The sequence below is a fragment of the Breznakiella homolactica genome, from assembly GCF_016616095.2.
Classification (GTDB): domain Bacteria; phylum Spirochaetota; class Spirochaetia; order Treponematales; family Breznakiellaceae; genus Breznakiella; species Breznakiella homolactica.
Genome location: NZ_CP067089.2, coordinates 348,507 through 371,301 on the forward strand (window position 1 = coordinate 348,507; position 22,795 = coordinate 371,301).

Sequence of the window (22,795 nt, forward strand, 5' to 3'; positions counted from 1 at the left end):
CTGCCGCTGTACTTGAGGCGGCAGCCTGGCGGGATAGCCGGAGGGTGAGTTTTTATGGCTTCACCCTCCGCAAAAACCAACTGTCACCCGGTAAACGAATACTTCTGCCTTAACCGGTCGTATTCCGCTTTTACTTTATCCTTCCGGTTAAACCGTGACGAGGGAAACACCGCCGCGCCGTGGGCCACAAGACTCAAGCCCAGGGCAATCATAACCCACATCGGCCAAAAGTACCCGCCCAACGAGGTGAGCAGGTAAATGATCACCGACAGTATTGATGCCCCAATGCCGGCAATCAAATGCACGGTGAACCCGCTTCTTGCCTCAACCCGCTTTCTGGCAAGCTTCATAAGTTCCTGTTCTGTCATAGTATGTAATTCCGATGTCTTTTCCATAATATTTCTCCTTACGATTTAAATGGATCGTATCCAAGGCCGGCTATGAATGTATCAAAAGCCGACTCGATGAATTCATGCTCGCTTTTCCACCCGCCGCTGTCCCATTTTTCGGCGAGCCTGGCAAGCTCCGGCAGAAGACTCTCATCGCCTTTGGTAAACGCCGCGGCGATGTCCCAGTACTCTTTGGCCAGGGCCTGGCCCTGTTCGCTTTCGGGGGGTATTCCCTTTTTCCGCAGTTCGGCGGCTTTTTTGAATACCCGCTTCTGGGCGTTCATAATCTTTTCCTGGTCCTCTCTGTCAAAGCTATGGGCGTGGTCGAGCAGTCTGCCGTCGAAATGTTTTATTGCCCAGTACAGATCATGCTTGGCCCGCAGGAGATCGAGTATATCCGCGTACTTCTCCCAGTCCACGGTTTCCATCTCCAATACTTCCGCCTGCAATTTTTCGGTGGCCTCCAGCACATCCGATAGGGCGCTGATTTTTTCCCGGATGCCCCTGGCCTGTTCCGAAAGAGCGCCTGCCACTTCCCCGGTTGTATTGAGGGAGGGGAGGCGGTCTTTGATATCCGCCAGGGAAAACCCCAAGTACTTCATGGATTGGATTTGGTGGAGCTTGACAATATCCCTGTGGGTATACAGCCTGCGCCCGCCTTCGCTTTTACCCGACGGTTTGAGGATATTTTCGTTATCGTAGTACTGCAGGGTGAACACGGTGGTATTCACTTTTTTGGCGGCTTCGCCCACGGTCATATATCCCTGCGGTATGGCCCTGTGTTTTTCCATGACATTGACCTCCTAGGGTATAATATAATTCATGAGGTAAGCTCACGAGCAAGACTTTTTTAAAATATTTCTATTGGTTTATCTAATTGGCGCCGGGATATACTTGCTGGATTTAAAATCAATCCTTACCTATAATGGGTATGATGTAAAAATATGAAAGGAGTTTTTTATGCTGTTTGAACTTTTTATCAATTTTGACGGAAACTGCCGGGAGGCGCTGGAGTTCTACGCAAATGTCTTTAAAAAAGAAGCCCAGAACCTGATGACCTATGACCAGGCGCCGGCTAATCCGGATTATCCGCTTCAGGAAACAGACCGGAACAAGATTATGTATGCCAGTATCCGGTTTGACAATATGCTGGCCATGTTTATGGATGTATCCGAAGGAATGCCCTTTACCAAAGGAACCAATATTTCCCCGACCCTGAGCATGGACAGCAAGGAAGAGGTGGCGCGGATTTTCCAGGGGCTTGCCGAAGGCGGAACCGTTGAAACAGACCTGAGAAAGACCTTCTTCAGCGAGTGCTATGGATCGGTCACCGATAAGTTCGGCATTAACTGGCAGCTTCTGCAAATGACCCCGAAGGCGACGTAATTCCGCCGACCCCATGATGAGGAGGCCAAAATGAAACCTGAATATGTTTTTTCCAAATCAAAACCCAATCCCTATGAAAAAAACTACGAAAGCAAATCACCATCAGGATTGATGTTGATACAATTGAATACTTCAAAAAGAAAGCGGAAGAAACAGGAATTCCCTATCAGGACCTGATAAATCTGTACCTTTCCGACTGCGCCCATAAATCAAGGAATCTTCACATCAATTGGAAATGACAATACCGTATCGGTTATCTACTCCCCGGAATCCTCGCTGAATCGAAATCTATGATTTCGATTCAGCTTAGGAGTTTTCCCAAGGGGAAAACTCCACTATCCGCTCTTTCGCGGCGCTGAACCAGAAACAGTTTAACCCGTTCCCCGATTCCACCCCGTAGTCCATGTTGTGGGCCGAAAGGATGGTGGAGACAATCGCCAGCCCTATGCCGGTGCCTTCCCGGTGGCCTCCCTGGTGCTGGACCCGGCGGTAACGCTCCCAGATTTCATCCAGCTGTTCCGGGGGAATCTCCTCCCCGGGATTGGTCACCGCCACACAGACCGCGGTCTCGTTTTTCGTGATTCCCACTTCAATAGTCTTGCCGTTTTCCGTGTGGTTGATGGCGTTGTTAAGCAGGTTGCGCAGAACCTGGCTTATTTTTAACGCATCCAGGCGCAGGGGAATGTCTTGGGAGTAGCTTTCCAGAAGCATCTCAATATTGTACTGCCGGGCGGCTTCCCGGCCGTAGCCCACCGCGGATTCAACCAAATCAAAGAGGTTGCACAGCTCCAGCTTGAGCTCTGAATAGCCCGCCTGCATCTGGGAGTAATCCATGATATCATCCACCATCTGACTCAGGCGGTTTGCCTCGGAGATGATAAGGTCCATGTTCCTGTTCCGCTGCACCTCGTCCGGCCCGGTAACGTCCCGGACCATTTCGCTGTATCCGGTGATGAGCGCCAGGGGCGCCCGCAGTTCATGGGAGATGTTGGAGATAACCTCCTTGCGCAGCACATCCACCCGCTGGAGTTCCTGTCCCAGTTCTTCCACGGAATCGGAAAGCTCCCCCAGTTCATCGCTGCGGCGCACCTGGGGCACCGCGGTGAGGTCCCCTTGCGTAAGCCGTTTAACCGTACCCTTGATATTCTGAATCGGCCGTGAAAAATGCCGGGCCAGGATAAAGGAAATCAACGAAGCCACCAGGGTCAGGATGATACTGAGGGTTAAGAGCTGCTGCCGGTTGAGGCGCTGCATGGCGTATATCTGGGTCATGGAGTGGTACAGCAGGATAGCCACCGGCTCACCCTGGTAGATGGCCGGTACTCCCGCCGTTATGGCCCGGGAGCTGGAGAGCTGCACCACATCGGTATAGGTATTGCCGGCGATAACTTCGGCGTAGTGGTTAATCAGCCAGGCGTAGGGCCCTTCCATGCCCACGGGATTGTTCATCCTGCCGCCGTTATAGGCAAAGAGGATTTCCCCGTTCCGGTCCACCAGGAACACCGTGCCGATGACCATCTTGCTCAAAAAGTGGAGGGGATTATTGGAGTTGTAGGGATCAATCTGCTCGACGTATTCCAGCTCCACCGCGTTGGTTTGCACCCGGGTAAAGAGTTCCTCCCTGGTGGTATTCACGTAGTTGGGCTCAAACAGGAGAATCTGCACCACCCATAAAAAGAGAATCGCGATGGCCGCCAGAAGCATATTGCCCGCCCACAGGCGCAGCATCAGTTTGCTTTTAAGATAGGTCCACAGATTGGCCTTCTTTTCAGCTTTCTTTCTTGTACTCAAACTTGTACCCCACTCCCCATACGGTGGCTATATAATTCCGGTATTCCCCGAGCTGCTTGCGCAGGGACTTAACGTGGGTATCCACGGTACGCATATCATCGAAATAGTTGTACCCCCAGACATTCTTAAGCAGCACATCCCTGGTAAGCAGCACGTCCTTGTTCTTGGCGAAGAACAGCAGCAGGTCAAATTCCTTGGGCGTCAGGGAAACCGCCGCCCCGTCCAGCAGGACCGTGTGGGAACCTTCCTGTATCTCAAGTCCCCCGAATTTCAGAGAACCGCCGGGCACAGACCCGGCCCGCTTGAGGACCGCCCTTATCCGGGCCATGAGTTCCTTGGGGCTGAAGGGTTTTGCCAGGTAGTCGTCCGCCCCGAGGTTGAATCCCATGAGTTTATCGTATTCCTCTTTTTTGGCGGTAAGCATTATCACCGGCGTCCCGGTAAAGCGGCGCAGTTCAGCCAGGGTCTCAAAGCCGTCCCTGCCGGGCATCATCACATCCAGCACGATAATATCAAAGGAAGACTGCTCCGCCGCTTCCAGCGCCTGGGCGCCGTTTTCCGCTTCCCGGCAGTGGAACCCGTCCAGCTCGGCGTAGGTTTTTACCAGCGCCCGCAAATGGTTATCATCATCCACTACCAACAGCTTTTTCATCTAATGCACCTCTCTCTGATTCTATTCTATAGTAGAATATCCCCTTCTGTCGAACAAGGTTTTATCCCCAATCCTCACAGAAGATTGCCGCTTTTTTCACAATTCCCTCACAATTGAAACCGGCCAATACCGTATGATGGAGCCGCAAGGCCGGGCTCTCCCGGAATACGCCTGTTTATATTTCACACAAAACTTTGCGTCTCTTATCACAGAATTATCATAAATGCCGGTTAGAGTTTTTTATAACGAAAAACGAAGGAGTTTTTATGAAGTTGAAAAGTTTGTGTGGTATACCGGCGGCGCTTCTGCTGCTGTCTGTCCTGTTTACCTCCTGCGGTTCCAACAGCGGCGCGGCGGAACAGGCAGCGGCTGTTCCCGCTCCCGCATCCAATCAGGCCGTGCCGGCGGAAGAAAATTCCGAAGCGGCCGGGGCGGCCTGCCTTACCATAACGGTAAACGGAACCACCGTCAGGGCTCCGCTTGTGGAAAGCCCGGCGTCGCAGGAGTTTCTTTCCCTGCTTCCCCTGACCATCAACATGACCGACTACCGGTCCCGGGAAAAACACGGCCCCATGCCGGCCCTCAACCGGGACAATCTGACGAACATACAGCAGGCCTATGAAATCGGCGACATTATCTATTATCCTCCGGGACCGACCCTGGCGGTCTTCTACGGCCACGACGGCAATGTTATCAGCGCCGGTATGGAAGTGCTGGCCCGGCTTGACGCCGAGGGCATCGCGGCGTTCGCCTCCCAGCGGGGCACGGTGCAGGTGACCATCGATAAGGAAAGGGCAACCAGCCGCCAGGACGGACGGCGGCTCACCATCTCCCTGGATAACAGCCAAACCATCTCCGCCGCTGTGGTCGAAAGCCCCGCCGCCGAGGAGTTCCTCTCCCGGCTTCCGGTGAGCTTTGATATGGCCGAACACTTAAACCGGCAGAAGGAGGTCTATCTGCCCTTCAGCCTCAGCGAGTCAAACCTCCTGAATCCCGTGTACGAATACGAAATCGGGGACATCGTCTACTGGCACCCCGGTCCCACCATGGGGATTTTCCATTCCCACGACGGACGGAGCATCAGGGCCGGGGTCGAGGTGCTGGCCCGGCTTGACGCTGCCGGGGTACAAGCCCTTGCCTCCTATCCCGGTCCCGTAAAAGTAACATTTGAATCAGTAAACTAAATATAACTTGCAATAAAACGAAGGAGTAAATGTATGAAGAAAAAACAATGGGGTTCACTGGTAATGGCGGCGGTATTCCTGTGCTGCCTCGCCGGTTGCGCCACGGTAAAACCGGGCGATGAAAACGCAATGGTCATCCGGGAGCAGGGAAGTTTTTCCGCCGGCGGCACGGTCATGGAAACCGGCGGAACCTATGTAAGCCAGAATTTTAACAACTGGCAGCCATACCCCGCGGGACAAACCTATCATGGCGATCATGCATCGGTGTTCTATCAGATACCGGAAACCCCCCGGGCGTTGGCCATGGCGTTCCTGCACGGAGCGGGGCAGTCGGCGCGGAGCTGGCAGACCACCCCCGACGGCAGGGACGGATTTCAGAATATTTTTCTTAAGCGCGGTTTCAGCACCTATTTGATTGACCAGCCAAGAAGGGGACAGGCGGGACGGAGCACCGTGGAAGCGGCGATTACCCCTGTGGCGGATGAACAGATGTGGTTTGAAATTTGGCGTATGGGCCATTGGTCCGGCGGTTCGCCGCGCTATGCCGAGGGAGTGCAGTTTCCGAAAGATGAAAATAGCTTGGAACAATTCTTCAGATGGATGACCCCCAACACCGGCGGTTTTGACGCCGCGTTAATAGCCCGAGCGACAGCCAGTGTTTTTGAAAAATCCGGCGACGGGATATTGCTCACCCATTCGCAGGGCGGACTTCCCGGCTGGATGGCGGCGCTGGAAACGAGCAAAATAGCGGCGGTCGTTTCTTATGAGCCGGGCAACTATCTCTTCCCGGAGGGCGAAGTGCCGGATTCGCTGCCAAGCAGAACCGGCGCACTGCGGGGCGTCGGAATCCCCATGGTGGAATTTATGAAGCTAACCAGAATCCCCATCGCCATTTATTTCGGCGATTACATTCCCGAAGCGGATGAAATCTCCGACGATTTAGGCGCGGAAAATTGGCGCGTCCGGCTGGAATTGGGACGCAGGTTTGTCGATACCATCAATACATACGGCGGTAACGCGGTAATGGTGGAGCTGCCTAAAATCGGAATATACGGAAACACGCACTTTTTGTTTGCGGAGTTAAATAATCTAGAGTTAGCCGATCATTTGTCCGTATGGATGAATGAAAACGGGCTTGATAAAAGGGACTAAAATATGAAGAAAAATGTATACTCAATAATTTCTATTCTTTCACTAATGCTGGTAATACAATTCTACAACGCCCCGGGAGTGTACGCCCAATCCTCAGCCGGTTCACAGCGGATTCTCATCGCCTATTTCACCAATCCCGAACCGGATGGGGTTGACGCGGTTGCCCGGGCAAGCCGGGTCGTCAGGAACGGCGAGGTAGTAGGCAATACGCAGTTTCTCGCCCAGTGCATTCAGAGAGCCATGGGCGGAGATTTATTCGCAATCGAGACGGTTCAGGCCTATCCCGCCCGGCCCGAGCTTATGACCATGGGCGCCGATGAAAAACGCCTGAATGCCCGGCCCCCCTTAAAAAGACGGGTCCCCAACCCCGGCAATTACGATGTGATTTTCCTGGGTTTCCCCATCTGGAACGCCGACCTGCCCATGGCGGTCTATACCTTTCTTGAGGAAAACAATTTCAGCGGAAAAACCATCGTGCCGTTCTCCGCCCACGGGGGCAGCGGGTTCGCGAATACCATCCGCACGGTCGCGCGGTTACAGCCCAACGCCACCGTGATTACCGACGGATTTACCGTTTCACGGGACAGGGTGGGAAACGCCGAAACCGATGTCCGCAACTGGACCCGCCGCCTAAACCTGGGTCAATAATCATAACGGCGTAATGCCGAAGGAGTAATGTTATTATGAGAATCAAACAAAACCAATTAATCATGGCCGTCTCCATGGCCATTATACTTTCCCTCGTTGTCGGCTGCGCCGGAGGGGCGCCAACCCAGGAGGGGGCGCAAGAGGCTAACAGGCAATCCTTTAATCTTGAGAGCGGAACCGTCATACTAAATAACGGCATTGAAATGCCTATAATAGGGCTCGGTACCTTTGCATTAACATCGGAGCAAGCTGAAGAATCCGTATATCACGCTCTTATGTATGGTTACCGATTAATTGATACTGCCAACGCATATATGAATGAACGTGCTGTTGGGCGAGGGATTAAAAGATCGGGTGTACCCAGAGAAGAGATATTTGTCACATCAAAATTGTGGCCAAGCGACTACGATAATGTTGATAAAGCAATTGATGATACCCTTGCAAGGCTAGGTTTAGACTACATCGACCTTTTATTGCTCCACCAACCATACGGCAATTATATGGGGGCCTATCAAGCCATGGAGAAGGCAATAAGTAAAGGGAAAGTCCGCTCAATTGGTCTTTCAAATACCTATCAGGATAAGTTTGATAATATTATGCGTGTAGCAACTATACCGCCAGCCGTTTTACAAGTCGAAAGAAATCCATATATTCAACAGACCGAACTGCAGGAGCATATAAAGCCTTATGGCACCGTTATGGAAGACTGGTTCCCTCTTGGCGGTCGTAGCAATAGCAGCAATCGACAGGCAAGCCTGTTTAATGATGAAATCATTCTAGCTATCGCCCAAGCACACGGCAAAACCGCCGCACAAATCATTTTGAGATGGCATCTTCAATCAGGCGGAATTGCAATACCAGGTTCGAGTAACCCTGCTCATATTTTAGAAAATATCACAATATTTGATTTTGAATTAACTATCGAAGAAATGCAGCGGATAAGTACCTTTGATACAGATGAGCTAATCTTTGACCACAGAAGTCCGAACGAGGAAGCAAATACCAATGCTTATAGCAGGCCCATGGATTTTAATAGTCAGGAGTAGCGAGCCGATTTCAAAACTTGGTTAGTTTTGAAATCGGCTTTGCAGTTTTGTGGCTTAAGGGCCACAAAACATGCATTTTTCAGCGGAAGTTGTTCGATAACTTCAGTTATCGAACAACTCTGATACTAAATGGAGCTTAATATGAAGCAAAAAGTAACGTCATTGGTGTACCTGCTTTTTTCAATAGCCATCCTGCCGGGATGTTCAATGGATAAGAAGATTGCCGAAGCGAATTCACCAATGCCGGAAGCAGGCGAAAAGAGTAGTACTATTGCCGATCAATTCCCATTGCGGGAGGTCACGTATTTTTGGGCGGACGGAAATATGCCGTCCGCGACCGTGTATCCCCGGAACAGTTCGGGATATTTTGACCCCCCGGATTTCCGCCCCAATATGGTGTTTGTTCCCGCCAGGGACGGTGTGAACGTGAAGGGGGCGGTACTGCTTTGCGCGGGGGGCGCGTTCCAGGTGCGGGCCGAAACAGACGGATTACCCGTGGCGGAACAATTCAGCGAGCTGGGGTATCATAGTTTTATCGTCAATTACCGGTTGCGGCCATACACGCAGGAAGAAGGGGCCTTGGATTTGGCCCGGGCGGTCCGGTATGTCCGCGTCCACGCGGAGGACCTGGGAATGGATGAAAACAATATTGCCGTCATCGGGTTCTCCGCCGGCGGCATCCTCTGCGGCGAACTGCTTCTCAATTTTGACGGACTGGTAAACGGGACTACCCTGGACAAAAACTATGTACCCGATGAACTGGACAGGGTATCCGCCGACGCGGGAGCGGCCGGTATGGTCTATTCTTTTTATGGACGGTTAAGCGTCGCTTCCACGGATGTTACAAAGTTCGCCGAATCCAATTTACCGCCCACCTATTTTTTGTACGGCTCGGAAGAAACTTTCCGCGGCCAGATTGAAGCCTGCGCGAGAGCGGTACGGCAAGCCGGTGTGCCGGTGGAATCCCGAATCCTGGAAGGCCTGCGGCATGGATTCGGCTATAGGGGCGGCTGGGTACCGGGCTTTGCCCAATGGCTTGACGGGGTTTTTCAGAATTAACAGGAGACGGAAATGAGAAGATTGCTTATCAATGGCAATAGGATGAAAATGGGAAAGATAGCCATGCTGGTTTTTTTTACAGTGTTCCTATCATGCGGAGAACATATGGAGGCCCAAAGCAGCCAAAACAACAGCCGTCTCACCGCCGGAAATACGGTAGGGGACATGGTTAATCACCCGGCATTCAGCGGTTTCGGTGAACGCCTGCTGCCCCGGGATAATAGTACTTCACATTACGATACGCGGATTTCAAACATCGCGTCATTAATGCCCTATCACAACAACGTAAACCCCGCCGAGGTGGTAACCTCCCTTAACCGGCTGATTGATGACGCGGAGCAGGGGAAGGCCATTTTCTACGACTACTATACCGCCCGGCAGAAACAGGCGGACCGGGACAAAAACAACACCGGGCTGTTCTTCTTCCGGGGTGACCCCGGAGCGCCCTTCGCCATCGTGTGCCCCGGCGGCGGCTGGTCCTACGTGGGCTCCCTCCATGAGGGACTGCCCCTGGCCCGGGAAATCAGCGGAAGGGGGTACAACGCCTTTGTGATAAAGTACCGCACCGGGGGAGAACAGCGGGCCTGCGAAGACCTGGCGGCGGCGCTGTCCTATATTTTCAGGAACGCCGAAACCCTGGGGGTCGGTACGGAAGATTATTCCCTCTGGGGCGGCTCCGCCGGCGCCCGGATGGCCGCCCGGCTCGGGTCCCGGGGCAGCACCTACTACGGCGGGGACAGCCTGCCCAGGCCGGCGGCGGTGGTGATGGGCTACACCGGCCACGGGGATTACAGTCCCGGCGACCCGCCCACCTTCGCCTATGTGGGGGAGCTGGACGGCATCGCAAGCCCGGCGGTGATGGAACGGCGGATCAATAATCAAAGAAACGCCGGAGTCACGGTGGAATTCCACCGCTACCCAAACACCCGCCACGGCTTTGGCCTGGGCACCGGCACCCCCGCCGAGGGATGGATATACCGGGCAATTGATTTCTGGGAGAACCAGCTGTGAAAAAGCTTTCTATGATAACGCTACTTCTCGTGGTCCTGGGCGCCGGACTCTGCGCCCAGGGGCGGGTTACCGAACGGACCCCTGTCATCACCGACCTGCGCAACCCCGTGGGCATGGTGTACGATACCGGGGGATTTCTCTACATCGCCGAATGGGGAGCGGGCCGGGTCTGCAAATACGATGGCCAGGGAAACCGCACCGTTGTTACCCGGGCCATCCGCAATCCCTCGGGGCTCGCCTTCGATGATGCGGGGGTGCTCTATATCGCCTCGTATTATGAAGGGCTGATTTATACTCTTGAACCCGGGGAAGGAAAGACCCCCGCCGTGTTCGCTTCGGGCTTCAATGTCCCCGCAGGGCTGCTGTGGCACAACGGGATTCTGTACGCCGCCAACCGTGAGGCCGGGGAGATAGTGAAGGTCTTTTCCGATGGCAGCACGGAAGTCCTGGCCCGGGGACTGCGGCAGCCCGTGGGCATTGTCCGGTTCGCCGACAACAGCCTGGTGGTCAGCACCTTAAGCGGCGGGGTCAACCGGGTTTCTGCGGATGGTAGGGTGACCCTCATCAGCGACGCCCTGGGCAGCCCCGCCCCGGGCATGATAGCCGACGGCAATGACGCGGTGCTGGTGGCGGATTACGGCGGCACCACCGTGCGGCGGGTCTTTCTCGACGGCAGAGCTGAAATCGTGGCGGAGGGTTTTATTACCCCCGTGGGCTTGGTGCGTATACCGGAAACTTCCGGCTCCCCGTCGGCCGGGAAGGTGATGGTGGCCGACTGGGGGCAGCGGGCGGTCTTTATCGTGGAACCATAACAACCCATGGCCCGCATTCAAGACGCTTGTTGCTCCCGTACGTTCCGACGGCAAAGGTGTAACCGGCGTCTGTGTACTGTGTTTCCGGCGAGTCGATCACCTGCGGGATAGAATATGGTCATATACCCATCCTTACCAAAGTTGTATACCAGGGATTCCGGCAGCGCCGCAGTCTCTTCCTTGAAGATTCCGGCGTAAGCTGTTATTCTGTAATTCCTATGGATGTCCGTATATTAAAATATTTTCTCGCCGTGGCGAAGGAAGGCAATATCACCAAGGCCGCGGATATCCTCCATGTCACCCAGCCCACGCTTTCCCGGCAGCTTATGGACCTGGAACAGGAACTGGGAACCGAACTCCTGGTCCGGGGGAAGCGCAGTGTCACCCTGACGCCCAGCGGCGTGCTCTTTCAGCAGCGGGCGCTGGAAATGGTCTCCCTCCTGGATAAGGCGAAGCGGGATATCGCCGGGCATAACGGCATGGTGGCCGGCACCGTGTCAATCGGCTGTGTGGAGACTGTGGCCTCCCTGCTCCTGCCCGATGTGCTGGAGTCCTTCCATGCCCAATACCCGGCGGTCCAGTATGAAATCTACACCGCCAACGGCGACGGCATCCGCGGCAGGATTGATTCGGGGCGTATCAACATCGGCATCCTGGTTGAGCCCGTGGAAACCGCCAAGTACGATTTTATTCCCCTGCCGTTCCAGGATACCTGGGGCGTCATCATGCGCGCCGATGACCCCCTGGCGAAAAAGAAGAGCCTGCGGGTGGGGGATATTCTCGGGCTGCCGCTGTTTGTGCCCTGGCGGGATATTGTCATCGACGAAATTGCCAGCTGGATTGGCGGGGACGCGAAAAAATTGAATATCCTGGGGTACAATAACCTGATGACCAATACCCTGCCGCTGATTGAGCGGGGCCTGGGATACGGGGTGTGCGTGGGGGGAGCGCTTTCAATCCGGCCTTACAAAAACATCTGCTTTGTGCCCTTTTCCCCGAAACGGACATCCGGCCACGTACTGGCCTGGAAGAAGAACAGGATCTTCAACCAGACCGAATCCCTTTTTCTTGAACATATTAAAGGGAACTTCCAAAAATAGTCTTTTTCCAGCTATACACTTCGGGCATGATTTGCCATGAAAACAAAGTATTTTACATGATACTCCCGCGTACATATAATTAACCTGTACTATTGAACAACATTTTTTGCATAGGAGAATAAATTTCTCAAAGCCCAACGGAGGGACAACATGGAGTATGTAAAATTCGGCAATACCGGGATGGATGTGTCCCCGGTCTGCCTGGGGTGTATGAGTTTCGGGGACACGGCCTCCGGCTGGCACGAATGGGTGCTCGATGAGGACCGGAGCCGGGTTATCATCAAGCGGGCGGTTGAACTGGGGATCAACTTCTTTGACACGGCCAACTGCTATTCCAACGGCACCAGCGAGGAGTTCCTCGGGCGCGCCTTAAAGGATTACGCCAGGCGGGATGAGGTTGTGGTGGCCACCAAGGTGTTTATCCGGATGCGGGAAAAACCCAACGGCCAGGGGCTTTCCCGCAAGGCGATTTTGCACGAGATTGACCAGAGCCTCAAACGATTGGGCATGGACTATGTGGATTTGTATATCATCCACCGCTGGGATTACCATACCCCCATCGAAGAAACCATGGAGGCCCTCCACGATGTGGTTAAGGCCGGCAAGGCGCTGTATATAGGCGCGTCGGCCATGTACGCCTGGCAGTTCCAGAAAGCCCAGTACACCGCCGAAAAGCACAACTGGACAAAGTTTGTGTCCATGCAGAACCATCTGAACCTGCTCTACCGGGAGGAGGAACGGGAGATGATGCCCCTGTGCGTGGACCAGAAAATCGCGGTGACCCCCTACAGCCCGCTGGCCTCCGGCCGGCTGACCCGGGATTGGGAGGATACTACCAAACGGTACGAGACCGACAAAATCGCCCGGGGAAAATACGACTCCACCAGGGATACGGACAAGGTGATTGTGGACAGGGTCGCCGAACTGGCGCAAAAGCACGGCCTGCCCCGTTCCCATATCGCTCTTGCTTGGCTCATGCGGAAAAAACCCGTGGTTGCTCCCATTGTGGGCACCACCAAGGTCTCCCATATCGAGGACGCCGTCGCGGCCCTGCCGGTAAAACTGACGGAAGAGGAAGTATCTTATCTGGAAGAACCCTACATCCCTCACAGGGTGGTGGGCGCGATATAGGTATTTGGAAAAATCCCAATGGACATCCGCGTTTTAAAATACTTCCTCGCCGCCGCGAGGGAGGGGAATATTACTAAAGCCGCGGATGTCCTCCACGTTACCCAGCCCACGCTTTCCCGGCAGCTTATGGACCTGGAACGGGAACTGGGCACGGCGCTCTTTGACCGGGGAAAGCGGTCTGTCTCCCTGACCCCGGAGGGGCTGCTCTTCCGGCAGCGGGCGGAAGAGGTGTACGGGCTGTGGGACAAGACAAAGCGGGATATGGCGGCGTTTACCGGAATTACCGGCGGCACCGTGTCAATCGGCTGTGTGGAAACCGCCGCCTCCCTGCTCCTGCCCGGCGTGATCGAAGCCTTCCATTCCCAATATCCGGCGGTGCGGTACGAGATTTACAGCGCCAACGGCGACGGCATCCGCGGAAAAATCGACTGCGGCCGTATTGATATGGGCATCCTCGCCGAACCGGCGGAAACGGCCAAATACGACCATATCCACCTGCCGTGTAAAGATACCTGGGGCGTCTTTATGCCCGCCGCCGATCCCCTGGCTAAAAAGAAAAACCTCCGGGTAAACGACCTTGCCGGCTTGCCTCTGTTTGTGCCCTGGCGGAATATCGTGGTCGACGAGATTGAAAGCTGGGCGGGGGCCGAGGGAAAAAACTTGAATATCCTGGGCTATAACAACCTGATGACCAACACCCTGCCGCTCATTGAGCGTGGCCTGGGATACGCGGTGTGTGTGGAGGGAGCGCTCTCAATCCGGCCCCACGGGAATATCCGCTTTGTGCCCTTTTATCCGAAAAGGACATCCGGCCATGTACTCGTCTGGAAAAAGAACAAGGTTTTCAGCCGGGCAGGTGAACTTTTTCTGGAACACATTAAGACTGTTCTCCAGGATTAACGTTTTTATAACCATACACTTTAGGCATTAAAAACCATGAAAACAAAGTATTTTACATGACAACCCGGTATTGTGTAACATTACCATAGATGTAATTAGGGAGATACAATGATGAAAAAAACAGTGCTTTTTATGTTGGTAGTTTTCTGCGCGGCCGCGCAGATGAATTTAACCGCCCAGACGGGGAACGGCAAAATCCTTGTGGTGTACTTCAGCATGCCTGAATCCGAGGAAGTGAACAGAACCGATACGGTTTCCGGCGCGAGCCGGCTTTCGGTCAACGGAAGTATCTCCGGCAACCTTCAGTTCGTTGCCGGTATTATTCACCGGTCCGTGGGCGGCGACCTGGTACGGATTGAAACGGCCCAGTCCTACCCGGCGACCCATACGCCCCTGCTTAACCAGGCCCAGGCGGAAAAAAACCGTAACGCCCGCCCGCGGCTTGCTTCGCGGATTGAGAATATCGGTGACTACGATACGATTTTTCTCGGTTATCCCATCTGGTGGTATGACCTGCCCATGCCGCTCTACAGTTTCCTGGAACAGTACGACCTCTCGGGAAAAACCATCATACCCTTTGTGGTCCACGGGGGCAGCGGCTTTTCCGGCACGGTGGAAACGATTACCCGGCTGCAGCCAAACGCCGCTGTCAGCGGAAACGGACTGGCCATTTCCCGCAATACTGTCGGCAGATCGGAAAACGATATAACGGCGTGGACCCGCCGCCTAGGAATGGCGCGGTAAGCGGCGGCGGTTTGGAATGTCTGACTATGGTCCGCCGGTAATGAGGGGGTACGCGTCAGACTTCCTATTGCCTTATTTTTTGATGGCCACCACCACCCGGAGGATGTCCTCTTCCGGTTCCAGGGCGTAGAGCAGGCCGTAGGGAATGGAGTAATCACAGTTAAGGGGAACGGTAACCAGGGAAGGGTGGACCTCCGCCCAGATGGCGCTGCGGTGATTCCCAAGTCGGTGCGCCGGGAGGGGATGGCGGAGAATTTCAACGTCTTTGACTTTACCCTGGACGGAAAAGATATGGCGGCCATCGCGGCGCTGGACGAGGGGGAGAGCGCCTTCTTCTCCCACTACGACCCTCAGACCGTGGAGATGCTCACCGGCTTCGGCAGATAAGAATTTATGGAGAACCAATCAACAACCCCGCCCTGAAGTCGAACCTTCGGTTCAACGGGGTATGTTGGTTCTGCAAGGTATGGATTGTCGTAGGTTTGATACCCCTATGAACAATACTTTATTTTAGAAAAACGCCCTGAAGGGCGGGGTATCAAACCCACTGCAAATGAAAAAGAAAAATATCCTTTGTGTAATGATGATAACTATCCTGCTCGGCGCCGCCGGGCAGGCCTTCGGCCAGAGCGGCAGCCAGGTCAACCTGGGAAAGGTTCTGGTCCTGTACTACTCCTGGTCGGACAGCGCCAACACCGAGCGGGTGGCCGGAATTATCCGGGACTTGACCGGCGGTGATATGGCGAAGGTGGAGCCGGCCACTCCCTTTCCCGACCTGGCCTACCGGCCCATGACCGAATGGGTCCGGGCCCAGCAGGCCGCGGGGAACTACCCGGCCATCAAGCCCCTGGGGGTAGATGTCGGTTCCTACGACTTTATCTTTATTGGCACTCCCGCCTGGTACAACACCCTGGCGCTGCCCCTGGTGACGTTGCTCCGGGAGACCGACTTCCGGGGAAAGCCCGTTACTGTCTTCGGCACCCACCAGGGCAACGGCAGCAAAATCATGGGGGACTTCTCCGCCCAGGTCCGGAACGCCCGGGTGGTGCCGGGGGAACTTTTCGGCCATGTGGCCGGGGACCGGCAGCTTGAGAGTAAGGTGGCCGCCTGGGTCCGGGGAATACAGCTTTGAGGCGGGAGGCGTTATGGGAAAGATTCTCTTGACCATCCTTTTGGCAAGCCTGCTCTCCGCCTGTAATGGCGGCTCTTTGGAGGCGCAGGACAGCGGGCCCGGCAGTTTCGCCCGGCTGACGACGGCGGACACGGTGGGCGAATTGCTGAACCATCCGGCCTTCGCCGGGTTCGGCCGGCTGCTGTTACCCTGGGACAACCGGGACTACGACGAATCCCTGGCACTCTCCGGTATCGGCACCCTGATGCCCTACCACAACAACGTAAACCCCGCCGAGGTGGTAACGTCCCTCAACCGGCTGATTGATGACGCGGAGCAGGGGGAGACCTTTTTCTTCGACTACTACACTCCCCAACAGAAGCAGGCGGACCAAGACAAAAACAACACCGGGCTGTTTTTCTTCCGGGGTGACCCCGGAGCGCCCTTCGCTATAGTGTGCCCCGGCGGCGGCTGGTCCTACGTGGGCTCACTCCATGAGGGGCTGCCCCTGGCGGAGGAAATCAGCCGGCAGGGGTACAACGCTTTTGTGATAAAATACCGCACCGGGAACCTCCCCGGCGGCAGCCGGGGAGGCGAGCAGCGGGCCTGCGAGGACCTGGCGGCGGCGCTGTCCTATATTTTCCGGAACGCCCAAACCCTCGGAGTCAGCACGGAAGGCTATTCCCTCTGGGGCGGCTCCGCCGGAGCGAGAATGGCTGCCTGCCTCGCTTCCCGGGGCAGCGCCTTTTACGGAGGCGATGCCCTGCCGCGGCCGGCCGCCGTGGTGATGGGCTATACCGGCCACGGGGATTACAGTCCCAGCGACCCGCCCACCTTCGCCTATGTGGGGGAGCTGGACACCATCGCCAGCCCGGCGGTGATGGAACGGCGGATGGACAATCTGAGAAGCGCTGGAGTCACGGTGGAATTCCACCGGTACCGGAACACCCGCCACGGCTTCGGCCTGGGGACCGGCACCCCCGCCGAGGGATGGATAGAACGGGCCATTGATTTCTGGACAAAACTTATTAAATAGGGGAGATTGCAATACATGCTGTACAACAAATTTAAGGATAAAAATCTGTCCGCCCTGGGCATGGGGGCCATGCGCCTGCCCACCCAAGGCGGGAGCTGGGACGCTCCGGTGGACGAGGAAAAGGCCCGGGAAATTATTGAGTATGTGTATGAACAGGGGGTCAATTATTTTGACACCGCCTTTCTCTACCACAGCGGCGAGTCGGAAAAGGTCCTGGGAAGGGCCCTGGCCCAATATCCCCGGGAGAGCTTTTACCTGGCGGACAAGTTCTGGTACCAGTCCATGACCCCGGACATGACCATCAAGCAGTTTTTTGAAATCCAGCTGGACCGCTGCGGGGTGGAGTACTTTGATTTCTACCTGGTCCACAACGTGAGCGACGAGACTATCGAAGATTATTTTGAACTGGACAGGACCCAAAAAATGATGGAGTACCTGGAATCTGAAAAGGCCGCCGGGCGTATCCGGCACATGGGGTTTTCCTGCCATTCCAGTACGGAAAACATGGTGCGGTTCCTGGATTTTCATGATTTCGATTTTGTGCAGATACAATGCAACTACCTGGACTGGACCTTCCAGGACGCCAGGGGCAAGTATGAAATCCTCACCGAACGGGGAATCCAGGTGGTGGTCATGGAGCCCGTCCGCGGCGGGGCTTTGGCCTCCCACGGGGAACGGCTCAACGCCCTGCTGAAAGCGGCCCGGCCGGATGAATCCGTCGCGGCCTGGGCGTTCCGGTTCCTCCAGTCCCTGGAAAACGTGGCCGTGGTCCTGAGCGGCATGTCCACCATGGACCAGGCCCGGGATAATGCAAAGACCTTTGGCAGCCGCCTCCCCCTCAATGAGGCGGAAAAGGGTCTGCTGGAAACGGTGATGGCTGAAAAGCTCGACCTGGTTCCCTGCACAGCCTGCCGGTACTGCCAGACCTGTCCGCGGAACCTGGATATCCCGGCGCTGATTTCCCTGTACAACGAAAGTCTCATCGACAGGAACGGCGCCATGTGGGGCATCCGGGCGCTGAGTGAGGAACAGCAGCCAGGCAACTGTGTTTCCTGCGGAATATGTTCCAAGGCCTGTCCCCAGGGCATTGATATCCCCGGGGTGCTCGCCGGGCTGGACCGGATCATTCAGGAAGCGGAATAATTTTAAGATATAGAAAAGAACGTTTATTTCCGTGGGGTAAGCCCGCCTTACCCCGGATTTCTCCTTTCCTTTGCAATCCCCGGCACCTGTGATATACTTTTTTCATGATTAAAAGCTACCAATGACCAATGGAGTTTCCCTTTCATGGAATCTGCTAAGCTGAATTGAAATCCCTGATTTCAATTCAGTAATAGAGAACCGGCGGGAGTAGGGGCTGAATCAGGAGATATAGCCGGGAAAATGAGGTTTGCGTCTAATAGTAGTTGGACGCAATGGCGCCTGGTTGGTACGATTACTTAATTTCAGGGAAATAAACAATGAGAAAAAGTTTAATTATCCTATTATTTTCTATAGGCACATTGGCCTTCTGTTCAGAAAGCGAACTCCTGGAAAGAATAAAATATTTGAATGATCCAAAGGATAATCGCTCAAGGATTATTTATGATAGAAATATTGGCATAGATAATTTAGAAAAAACAATATGGTGGGATGCAAACAGACTTATCGGATTTGATTATAACAAAAGAATCATATTCTTTGATGGTAAATTTTTAGTACATGATATGAATGAAGGCCCGGTTGTATATGGTACATAAAAAAACAATAGATGGCGTTGAAGATTATTGGTATTATGTTGATTATGGAATTGAGGATCAATATATAAGTGTTTATGGATTTGTATTTGGAGGGTATTTAAGAGATGCGAATAGGCAGTAATCCTAATCCCGTAAAGGAACCCGATCATGGTTTTTACAAAGATTGATGTAGACACATGGGAACGAAAAGAACATTTCCTTCATTATGACCAGCGGGTTAACTGCTTTCACAGTACCACCGCGGATATCAATGTGAAGTATTTACTGAAAGCTATTGCGAAGCACAAGTTCAATTTTTACAGAACCTTTATTTATATTGTTTCGAAAGCGGTGAACGCGATACAGAATTATAAAATCAGACTCGATGAAAATAATGACTTAGGCTTTTATGATGTTGTTTCTCCCTTGTATTTGCTTTTTCATAAGGACACACAAACCTTTTCATGCGCGGTAACAGAGTACAATGAAGATTTTTCCGCTTTCTACAAAAATATCTCGGATGATTATGAGAAATACAAAGATAACCACAAAATGTATATAACGGATATCCCCGGGAATACCTTCGATACATCATGTTTGCCTTGGGTAAAATACAGCGGGTTTGAACTTAATATCCCCATACATAATAAGCATTACGCTCCCATAATAACCTGGGGGAAATACGAAAAAGAACGGGGAAAAATAAATATGCCCGTAACGGTAACAATCAATCACGCTGTCGCTGACGGGTATCATGTGGGATTGTTATTTACTGGAATACAGAATATATGTAATGAATTCAAAAGGAATCTATAAAGGGGGGATGGTTATGTACAGACGGTTTGGTTTTTCATTGCTGCTGCTGTTTATTGGTGTTCTCTTAAACGCGCAGGATAATACAAAAGCTGTTAATGATATGTTACTTAAAAATATATGGTACTGGGAGTCCGAAGAGCCGGATAGCTCTCTTCCCCCCGGACCGTATCTGGTTAAGTTTTTTGACAACGGCAACATGATAATAATCACGGTAGACAAAGAACGCAAAATTCCCCAATACATCGACGCAAATAAAAAATATACAATTGCCGGTAACACCATATCATTCAAAATAACCGGCGAGTATGAAGGTACACTCCGGGAAGACAATATTATTTATGGAAGCGAAAGCACGCTGTTTGTTTGGGGAGAAAGAAACGTGGAAATGAATTTTGTACAACTGGCCGACCCGGAGCTGTTGAATGAGTTCTCTGAAGTCCTTTCAGTCGACATGTTCAGCGTATTTCCGAAAGCCAATGAAACTAATGACGGTCCCTTTCCGAGCGATGTTACTTTTGAAAATACCTTTGATTTTTATGTGGCCGCGGTTGTTCTCAGTGATGATTATACATTTTACCATTTGATGCCGCCCAACGGCGGTACAAGTTTCTGCCGGGTAAATAACGGGGAATACCGGATATTCTATATTTACTATGATGGAAGCAGCAGTTTGTACCAGGGCAATAATATTACGGTAAATAATCAGGAAGCTAAAATAACGCTGAAAAATATTGCCCAGGGAAATTATAATATTCGAAAAGTAAACTGAGAAAATGGAGTACGCCGCGGCTTCACATAACAGCGTGTATCCGCGGACGAACGTTCGGCTATGTCTCATTAGAACCATAAATTGTGTATTCGTTTTAATTCTATTTATGATCAATGGTCAAAGGGATTATTATGAAATGGAAACCAATCTCTGAAGCTGAAATAATTATGTTAATAAATGATTCCTATGAAAGAATGAATTTTGAGCAGCGGAGGTTCTGGGATGCGGTAAAAATATATCCGGAAAAATGGAAACAAAAACCATGGGGAAATAAGGGCAAGGGATTTTGGGTTGTTGCAATCATAGGAAATTCAGTAGTCTACTATAACGATATAGAAGAAGGGTTCAATCGTTCTTGCTATATAAAATATGGAGAAATAAAAGATTATTATTGCAATCAAAGCGAACTTGAATGGGAAATTCAAGTTGTCATGGATGAAATTAGGGATGGTTATCCAAGCGGCTATAAGGCTGGTCCTCCAATACCTTGATGGTTTAAATTATTCTTGAGTAGTTTTCGAAAAAGTCACGATTTTTATGAGTCTATCAGCAAAAGAAATAGAAGATTTAAAAAGAATAGCTGACGCAGAATTAAAAAATCCCCAATGGGGGCTGAGTAAGCAATTTTTAGAAGTCAATACAATAAAAACAATTAATGATGAATATATATATGAGCGGTATAAAATAGATAATAAAGAATTTAGATACGCGGAAGCCGGAAAACCAGCAATAATTGAAAACCATTATGAAATAGCATTTTATTATATGCTCCAAAACCAAGAAACCTTTTTCTGTGTTGGCGTTGATATTAATACTAAGAATATAACAAGAGTTTTCATGGTTAATGCTTCTTATTGCTACTTGAAGGCTTATTCTGATGACATGACATTAATGGAAATGGCCAATTTAACAAAAACTAAATATTCTGACGGTGCAAGTAAGGGCGAGAAGACGAAGAGAGGCTTTTCACCGGTTAGCTGGATTGAATATAGATTTACAAATGAGAAATCTTATGAACTTGAAGAATCGCTGGAAATGTTACTCGATGAACTTGAACAAGATAAAGATGGTATTAAAAAGCTTGCAGAAAAAACAGATGCAAATATAAATATTTGTAAATATCAATATATAAGTGGTAATGCAGGCATTAGTTTTACAAAAGAAGCAATAAACCGGTTGAATGAGTTAAATTTAGAAGTATTTATTGATATGTACATTGTCGGGGAACGAATGAAATGAAGAAATTGCAGGCACACTTCGTCCAACAAAGCGTATTCGCGGACGTTCACTTCGTTCGGACTCACGGATAGGGAGTAGGATAGGGAGTAGGATAGGGACGGAACCTGCCGGGGCAGGATTTCATTAAACTGCTCCCGGTGAATCAGGCCGTCGGCCTCTAGCTCCCTCAGGGTATTTGTACGCATGGTATTGGTGATTCCCGGCGCTTCCTTCCTGAGCTTGCTGACCCGGATGGTATCGTTCAGGCTCATGGCATAAATAATCCGGTTTTTCCACTTTCCCTGGAGCATGAGAATCAGGCTGGACACAGCATAAAATAGCCGTCAGATGCCGTCCGCAGAACAGCGGGCGGCATTTGTTTTTTCCTGGCTTTACCATTTACCGGGGAAATATCTATACTGCAAAAAAGAATCTGATCAACGTACGGGAGTAGTAATGGAAACCATAAAACCCATAACTCTTGACGGATGGCTGCCGGATCGATGCCTCTCCGGACAGGAGCCCTTTGACCCGGTCTCCTGCCCGCCGGAAGCGGGCTGTCCGGGGATCAATTACTCTATAAAGCATAACCGGGAAACCCTGGAGCGGCTGTACCGATCGGCGATCGAAACCTACGGCGGCTGCGGATTTATCACCTGGGAGCGGGACAGGGTAATCGCCTGCCATACCTTTTTTCCATTGCAAATGGCGAAGGACATTAAGTTCTACGGCCACGGTTCCGGCGCGGATTCTTCCGGCAGAGTGCTGGTTCATAACTGTCTCACCGCCGTCGGCGGGGATTATGCCCGGAAGGGGATTGGCAGCCGTTTGGTTACCGCGTCGCTGGATTGGGCAAAGGCTAACGGGTGGGACCGGTTTGAGGTCCACCGTGTTCTTCCTGCCTCTGAAAAGGGCTGGCGGGCGGACCAGAAAAGTTGCCTGCCCTTCTGGGAGCGGTTCGGGTTCAGGGTGTTCAGGGAGTATGAGGCGGAGCCGGAAGCCGAGGCTTACTACGGGGTGAAAAAACAGTATTCGCTGTGTTTGGCGGTTGGCGGTTGGCGGTGATCCGGGGATTTTTTAATCTTATTTGTGTACTAAAGGGGAACCATCAGAACCTAGCGT

At 52.3% G+C, this 22,795-nt stretch carries 29 protein-coding genes; 23 read left to right on the forward strand and 6 right to left on the reverse strand.

Features of this window, described 5'->3' with window-relative positions; genetic code table 11:
- Positions 1-83: 83 nt before the first annotated feature.
- Positions 84-395, reverse strand: a complete 312-nt coding sequence (locus tag JFL75_RS01795) for a 2TM domain-containing protein (protein ID WP_215624989.1) — start codon at positions 393-395, stop codon at positions 84-86.
- Positions 396-406: 11 nt separating this feature from the next.
- The gene (locus JFL75_RS01800) at positions 407-1,180 is read right to left on the reverse strand and encodes a MerR family transcriptional regulator (protein WP_215624990.1); all 774 of its coding nucleotides are present in this window, start codon (positions 1,178-1,180) and stop codon (positions 407-409) included.
- A 169-nt stretch (positions 1,181-1,349) separates the two neighbouring features.
- Here JFL75_RS01800 and JFL75_RS01805 point away from each other — a divergent pair, with 169 nt between their 5' ends.
- From JFL75_RS01805 to JFL75_RS20910, 3 genes are read left to right on the forward strand one after another with little or no spacing between them, the layout of a single operon-like run.
- Positions 1,350-1,775, forward strand: coding sequence for a VOC family protein (locus tag JFL75_RS01805; RefSeq protein ID WP_215624991.1), 426 nt, complete (start codon positions 1,350-1,352; stop codon positions 1,773-1,775).
- A gap of 30 nt (positions 1,776-1,805) precedes the next feature.
- Complete coding sequence (locus JFL75_RS01810; protein ID WP_349629689.1) at positions 1,806-1,952, forward strand: hypothetical protein; 147 nt, start codon at positions 1,806-1,808, stop codon at positions 1,950-1,952.
- The gene (locus JFL75_RS20910; protein WP_349629699.1) at positions 1,898-2,014 is read left to right on the forward strand and encodes a hypothetical protein; all 117 of its coding nucleotides are present in this window, start codon (positions 1,898-1,900) and stop codon (positions 2,012-2,014) included. Before JFL75_RS01810 ends, JFL75_RS20910 begins: the two co-directional genes overlap by 55 nt.
- 67 nt (positions 2,015-2,081) lie before the next feature.
- Here the strand turns inward: JFL75_RS20910 and JFL75_RS01815 are convergent, their stop codons facing one another.
- Complete coding sequence (locus JFL75_RS01815; protein WP_215624992.1) at positions 2,082-3,566, reverse strand: sensor histidine kinase; 1,485 nt, start codon at positions 3,564-3,566, stop codon at positions 2,082-2,084.
- Complete coding sequence (locus JFL75_RS01820) at positions 3,544-4,218, reverse strand: response regulator transcription factor (protein ID WP_215624993.1); 675 nt, start codon at positions 4,216-4,218, stop codon at positions 3,544-3,546. The genes JFL75_RS01815 and JFL75_RS01820 overlap by 23 nt, the downstream gene beginning before the upstream one ends.
- Before the next feature lie 266 nt (positions 4,219-4,484).
- Here JFL75_RS01820 and JFL75_RS01825 point away from each other — a divergent pair, with 266 nt between their 5' ends.
- From JFL75_RS01825 to JFL75_RS01875, 11 genes are all read left to right on the forward strand, one after another.
- Positions 4,485-5,402, forward strand: a complete 918-nt coding sequence (locus JFL75_RS01825) for a cyclophilin-like fold protein (RefSeq protein WP_215624994.1) — start codon at positions 4,485-4,487, stop codon at positions 5,400-5,402.
- Positions 5,403-5,435: 33 nt separating this feature from the next.
- The gene (locus JFL75_RS01830) at positions 5,436-6,554 is read left to right on the forward strand and encodes an alpha/beta hydrolase (protein WP_215624995.1); all 1,119 of its coding nucleotides are present in this window, start codon (positions 5,436-5,438) and stop codon (positions 6,552-6,554) included.
- 3 nt (positions 6,555-6,557) lie between these two features.
- Positions 6,558-7,202: a flavodoxin gene (locus tag JFL75_RS01835; RefSeq protein WP_223292744.1), complete on the forward strand. Its 645-nt coding sequence runs from the start codon at positions 6,558-6,560 to the stop codon at positions 7,200-7,202.
- Between the two features lie 35 nt (positions 7,203-7,237).
- Complete coding sequence (locus tag JFL75_RS01840; RefSeq protein ID WP_215624996.1) at positions 7,238-8,248, forward strand: aldo/keto reductase; 1,011 nt, start codon at positions 7,238-7,240, stop codon at positions 8,246-8,248.
- A gap of 141 nt (positions 8,249-8,389) precedes the next feature.
- On the forward strand, positions 8,390-9,307 hold the full coding sequence (locus JFL75_RS01845) for an alpha/beta hydrolase (RefSeq protein WP_215624997.1): 918 nt from the start codon (positions 8,390-8,392) through the stop codon (positions 9,305-9,307).
- Between the two features lie 12 nt (positions 9,308-9,319).
- On the forward strand, positions 9,320-10,318 hold the full coding sequence (locus JFL75_RS01850; protein ID WP_215624998.1) for an alpha/beta hydrolase: 999 nt from the start codon (positions 9,320-9,322) through the stop codon (positions 10,316-10,318).
- Positions 10,315-11,130: an NHL repeat-containing protein gene (locus JFL75_RS01855; protein ID WP_215624999.1), complete on the forward strand. Its 816-nt coding sequence runs from the start codon at positions 10,315-10,317 to the stop codon at positions 11,128-11,130. Before JFL75_RS01850 ends, JFL75_RS01855 begins: the two co-directional genes overlap by 4 nt.
- 71 nt (positions 11,131-11,201) lie before the next feature.
- Positions 11,202-12,230, forward strand: a complete 1,029-nt coding sequence (locus JFL75_RS01860) for a LysR family transcriptional regulator (RefSeq protein WP_215625000.1) — start codon at positions 11,202-11,204, stop codon at positions 12,228-12,230.
- 150 nt (positions 12,231-12,380) lie between these two features.
- Positions 12,381-13,361 carry an aldo/keto reductase gene (locus JFL75_RS01865; protein WP_215625001.1) on the forward strand — a complete coding sequence of 327 codons (981 nt, stop codon included), beginning with the start codon at positions 12,381-12,383 and terminating at the stop codon, positions 13,359-13,361.
- Positions 13,362-13,379: 18 nt separating this feature from the next.
- Positions 13,380-14,261: a LysR family transcriptional regulator gene (locus JFL75_RS01870; RefSeq protein ID WP_215625002.1), complete on the forward strand. Its 882-nt coding sequence runs from the start codon at positions 13,380-13,382 to the stop codon at positions 14,259-14,261.
- Between the two features lie 108 nt (positions 14,262-14,369).
- Positions 14,370-15,005, forward strand: a complete 636-nt coding sequence (locus tag JFL75_RS01875; RefSeq protein ID WP_215625003.1) for a flavodoxin — start codon at positions 14,370-14,372, stop codon at positions 15,003-15,005.
- A gap of 72 nt (positions 15,006-15,077) precedes the next feature.
- Here JFL75_RS01875 and JFL75_RS01880 read toward each other — a convergent pair whose 3' ends face one another.
- On the reverse strand, positions 15,078-15,410 hold the full coding sequence (locus JFL75_RS01880; RefSeq protein WP_215625004.1) for a hypothetical protein: 333 nt from the start codon (positions 15,408-15,410) through the stop codon (positions 15,078-15,080).
- A gap of 148 nt (positions 15,411-15,558) precedes the next feature.
- On the opposite strand from JFL75_RS01880, the gene JFL75_RS01885 reads away from it, so the two are divergent.
- From JFL75_RS01885 to JFL75_RS01920, 8 genes are all read left to right on the forward strand, one after another.
- Positions 15,559-16,137 carry a flavodoxin gene (locus tag JFL75_RS01885; protein WP_215625005.1) on the forward strand — a complete coding sequence of 193 codons (579 nt, stop codon included), beginning with the start codon at positions 15,559-15,561 and terminating at the stop codon, positions 16,135-16,137.
- A gap of 13 nt (positions 16,138-16,150) precedes the next feature.
- On the forward strand, positions 16,151-17,152 hold the full coding sequence (locus tag JFL75_RS01890; protein ID WP_215625006.1) for an alpha/beta hydrolase: 1,002 nt from the start codon (positions 16,151-16,153) through the stop codon (positions 17,150-17,152).
- 15 nt (positions 17,153-17,167) lie between these two features.
- A complete protein-coding gene (locus JFL75_RS01895; RefSeq protein WP_215625007.1) occupies positions 17,168-18,295 on the forward strand; it encodes an aldo/keto reductase in 1,128 nt (375 codons plus the stop codon).
- A 317-nt stretch (positions 18,296-18,612) separates the two neighbouring features.
- Positions 18,613-18,891 carry a hypothetical protein gene (locus JFL75_RS01900; protein ID WP_215625008.1) on the forward strand — a complete coding sequence of 93 codons (279 nt, stop codon included), beginning with the start codon at positions 18,613-18,615 and terminating at the stop codon, positions 18,889-18,891.
- A gap of 147 nt (positions 18,892-19,038) precedes the next feature.
- Positions 19,039-19,686, forward strand: coding sequence for a CatA-like O-acetyltransferase (locus tag JFL75_RS01905; RefSeq protein ID WP_215625009.1), 648 nt, complete (start codon positions 19,039-19,041; stop codon positions 19,684-19,686).
- 13 nt (positions 19,687-19,699) lie between these two features.
- Complete coding sequence (locus tag JFL75_RS01910; protein ID WP_215625010.1) at positions 19,700-20,455, forward strand: hypothetical protein; 756 nt, start codon at positions 19,700-19,702, stop codon at positions 20,453-20,455.
- A gap of 131 nt (positions 20,456-20,586) precedes the next feature.
- Entirely contained in the window at positions 20,587-20,946 is a 360-nt protein-coding gene (locus JFL75_RS01915; protein WP_215625011.1) for a hypothetical protein, read from the forward strand.
- 46 nt (positions 20,947-20,992) lie between these two features.
- Positions 20,993-21,694 carry a DUF4279 domain-containing protein gene (locus tag JFL75_RS01920; RefSeq protein WP_215625012.1) on the forward strand — a complete coding sequence of 234 codons (702 nt, stop codon included), beginning with the start codon at positions 20,993-20,995 and terminating at the stop codon, positions 21,692-21,694.
- On the opposite strand, the gene JFL75_RS20955 is transcribed toward JFL75_RS01920, so the two are convergent.
- Positions 21,577-21,984 (reverse strand): winged helix-turn-helix transcriptional regulator, encoded by a 408-nt coding sequence (locus tag JFL75_RS20955; RefSeq protein WP_223292826.1) that lies wholly within the window; start codon positions 21,982-21,984, stop codon positions 21,577-21,579. The two genes, JFL75_RS01920 and JFL75_RS20955, sit on opposite strands and share 118 nt — an antisense overlap.
- A gap of 145 nt (positions 21,985-22,129) precedes the next feature.
- Between JFL75_RS20955 and JFL75_RS01930 the strand changes: the two genes are divergently transcribed.
- Entirely contained in the window at positions 22,130-22,738 is a 609-nt protein-coding gene (locus JFL75_RS01930) for a GNAT family N-acetyltransferase (protein ID WP_215625014.1), read from the forward strand.
- Positions 22,739-22,795 lie beyond the last annotated feature (57 nt).

Coding starts and splice junctions, on each gene's coding strand:
- JFL75_RS01795 (WP_215624989.1), bottom strand. CDS start 395: ATGGAAAAGACATCGGAATTACATACTATGACAGAACAGGAACTTATG.
- JFL75_RS01800 (WP_215624990.1), bottom strand. CDS start 1,180: ATGGAAAAACACAGGGCCATACCGCAGGGATATATGACCGTGGGCGAA.
- JFL75_RS01805 (WP_215624991.1), top strand. CDS start 1,350: ATGCTGTTTGAACTTTTTATCAATTTTGACGGAAACTGCCGGGAGGCG.
- JFL75_RS01810 (WP_349629689.1), top strand. CDS start 1,806: ATGAAACCTGAATATGTTTTTTCCAAATCAAAACCCAATCCCTATGAA.
- JFL75_RS01820 (WP_215624993.1), bottom strand. CDS start 4,218: ATGAAAAAGCTGTTGGTAGTGGATGATGATAACCATTTGCGGGCGCTG.
- JFL75_RS01825 (WP_215624994.1), top strand. CDS start 4,485: ATGAAGTTGAAAAGTTTGTGTGGTATACCGGCGGCGCTTCTGCTGCTG.
- JFL75_RS01830 (WP_215624995.1), top strand. CDS start 5,436: ATGAAGAAAAAACAATGGGGTTCACTGGTAATGGCGGCGGTATTCCTG.
- JFL75_RS01835 (WP_223292744.1), top strand. CDS start 6,558: ATGAAGAAAAATGTATACTCAATAATTTCTATTCTTTCACTAATGCTG.
- JFL75_RS01840 (WP_215624996.1), top strand. CDS start 7,238: ATGAGAATCAAACAAAACCAATTAATCATGGCCGTCTCCATGGCCATT.
- JFL75_RS01845 (WP_215624997.1), top strand. CDS start 8,390: ATGAAGCAAAAAGTAACGTCATTGGTGTACCTGCTTTTTTCAATAGCC.
- JFL75_RS01850 (WP_215624998.1), top strand. CDS start 9,320: ATGAGAAGATTGCTTATCAATGGCAATAGGATGAAAATGGGAAAGATA.
- JFL75_RS01865 (WP_215625001.1), top strand. CDS start 12,381: ATGGAGTATGTAAAATTCGGCAATACCGGGATGGATGTGTCCCCGGTC.
- JFL75_RS01870 (WP_215625002.1), top strand. CDS start 13,380: ATGGACATCCGCGTTTTAAAATACTTCCTCGCCGCCGCGAGGGAGGGG.
- JFL75_RS01875 (WP_215625003.1), top strand. CDS start 14,370: ATGATGAAAAAAACAGTGCTTTTTATGTTGGTAGTTTTCTGCGCGGCC.
- JFL75_RS01885 (WP_215625005.1), top strand. CDS start 15,559: ATGAAAAAGAAAAATATCCTTTGTGTAATGATGATAACTATCCTGCTC.
- JFL75_RS01890 (WP_215625006.1), top strand. CDS start 16,151: ATGGGAAAGATTCTCTTGACCATCCTTTTGGCAAGCCTGCTCTCCGCC.
- JFL75_RS01895 (WP_215625007.1), top strand. CDS start 17,168: ATGCTGTACAACAAATTTAAGGATAAAAATCTGTCCGCCCTGGGCATG.
- JFL75_RS01900 (WP_215625008.1), top strand. CDS start 18,613: ATGAGAAAAAGTTTAATTATCCTATTATTTTCTATAGGCACATTGGCC.
- JFL75_RS01905 (WP_215625009.1), top strand. CDS start 19,039: ATGGTTTTTACAAAGATTGATGTAGACACATGGGAACGAAAAGAACAT.
- JFL75_RS01910 (WP_215625010.1), top strand. CDS start 19,700: ATGTACAGACGGTTTGGTTTTTCATTGCTGCTGCTGTTTATTGGTGTT.
- JFL75_RS01915 (WP_215625011.1), top strand. CDS start 20,587: ATGAAATGGAAACCAATCTCTGAAGCTGAAATAATTATGTTAATAAAT.
- JFL75_RS01920 (WP_215625012.1), top strand. CDS start 20,993: ATGAGTCTATCAGCAAAAGAAATAGAAGATTTAAAAAGAATAGCTGAC.
- JFL75_RS20955 (WP_223292826.1), bottom strand. CDS start 21,984: ATGCTCCAGGGAAAGTGGAAAAACCGGATTATTTATGCCATGAGCCTG.
- JFL75_RS01930 (WP_215625014.1), top strand. CDS start 22,130: ATGGAAACCATAAAACCCATAACTCTTGACGGATGGCTGCCGGATCGA.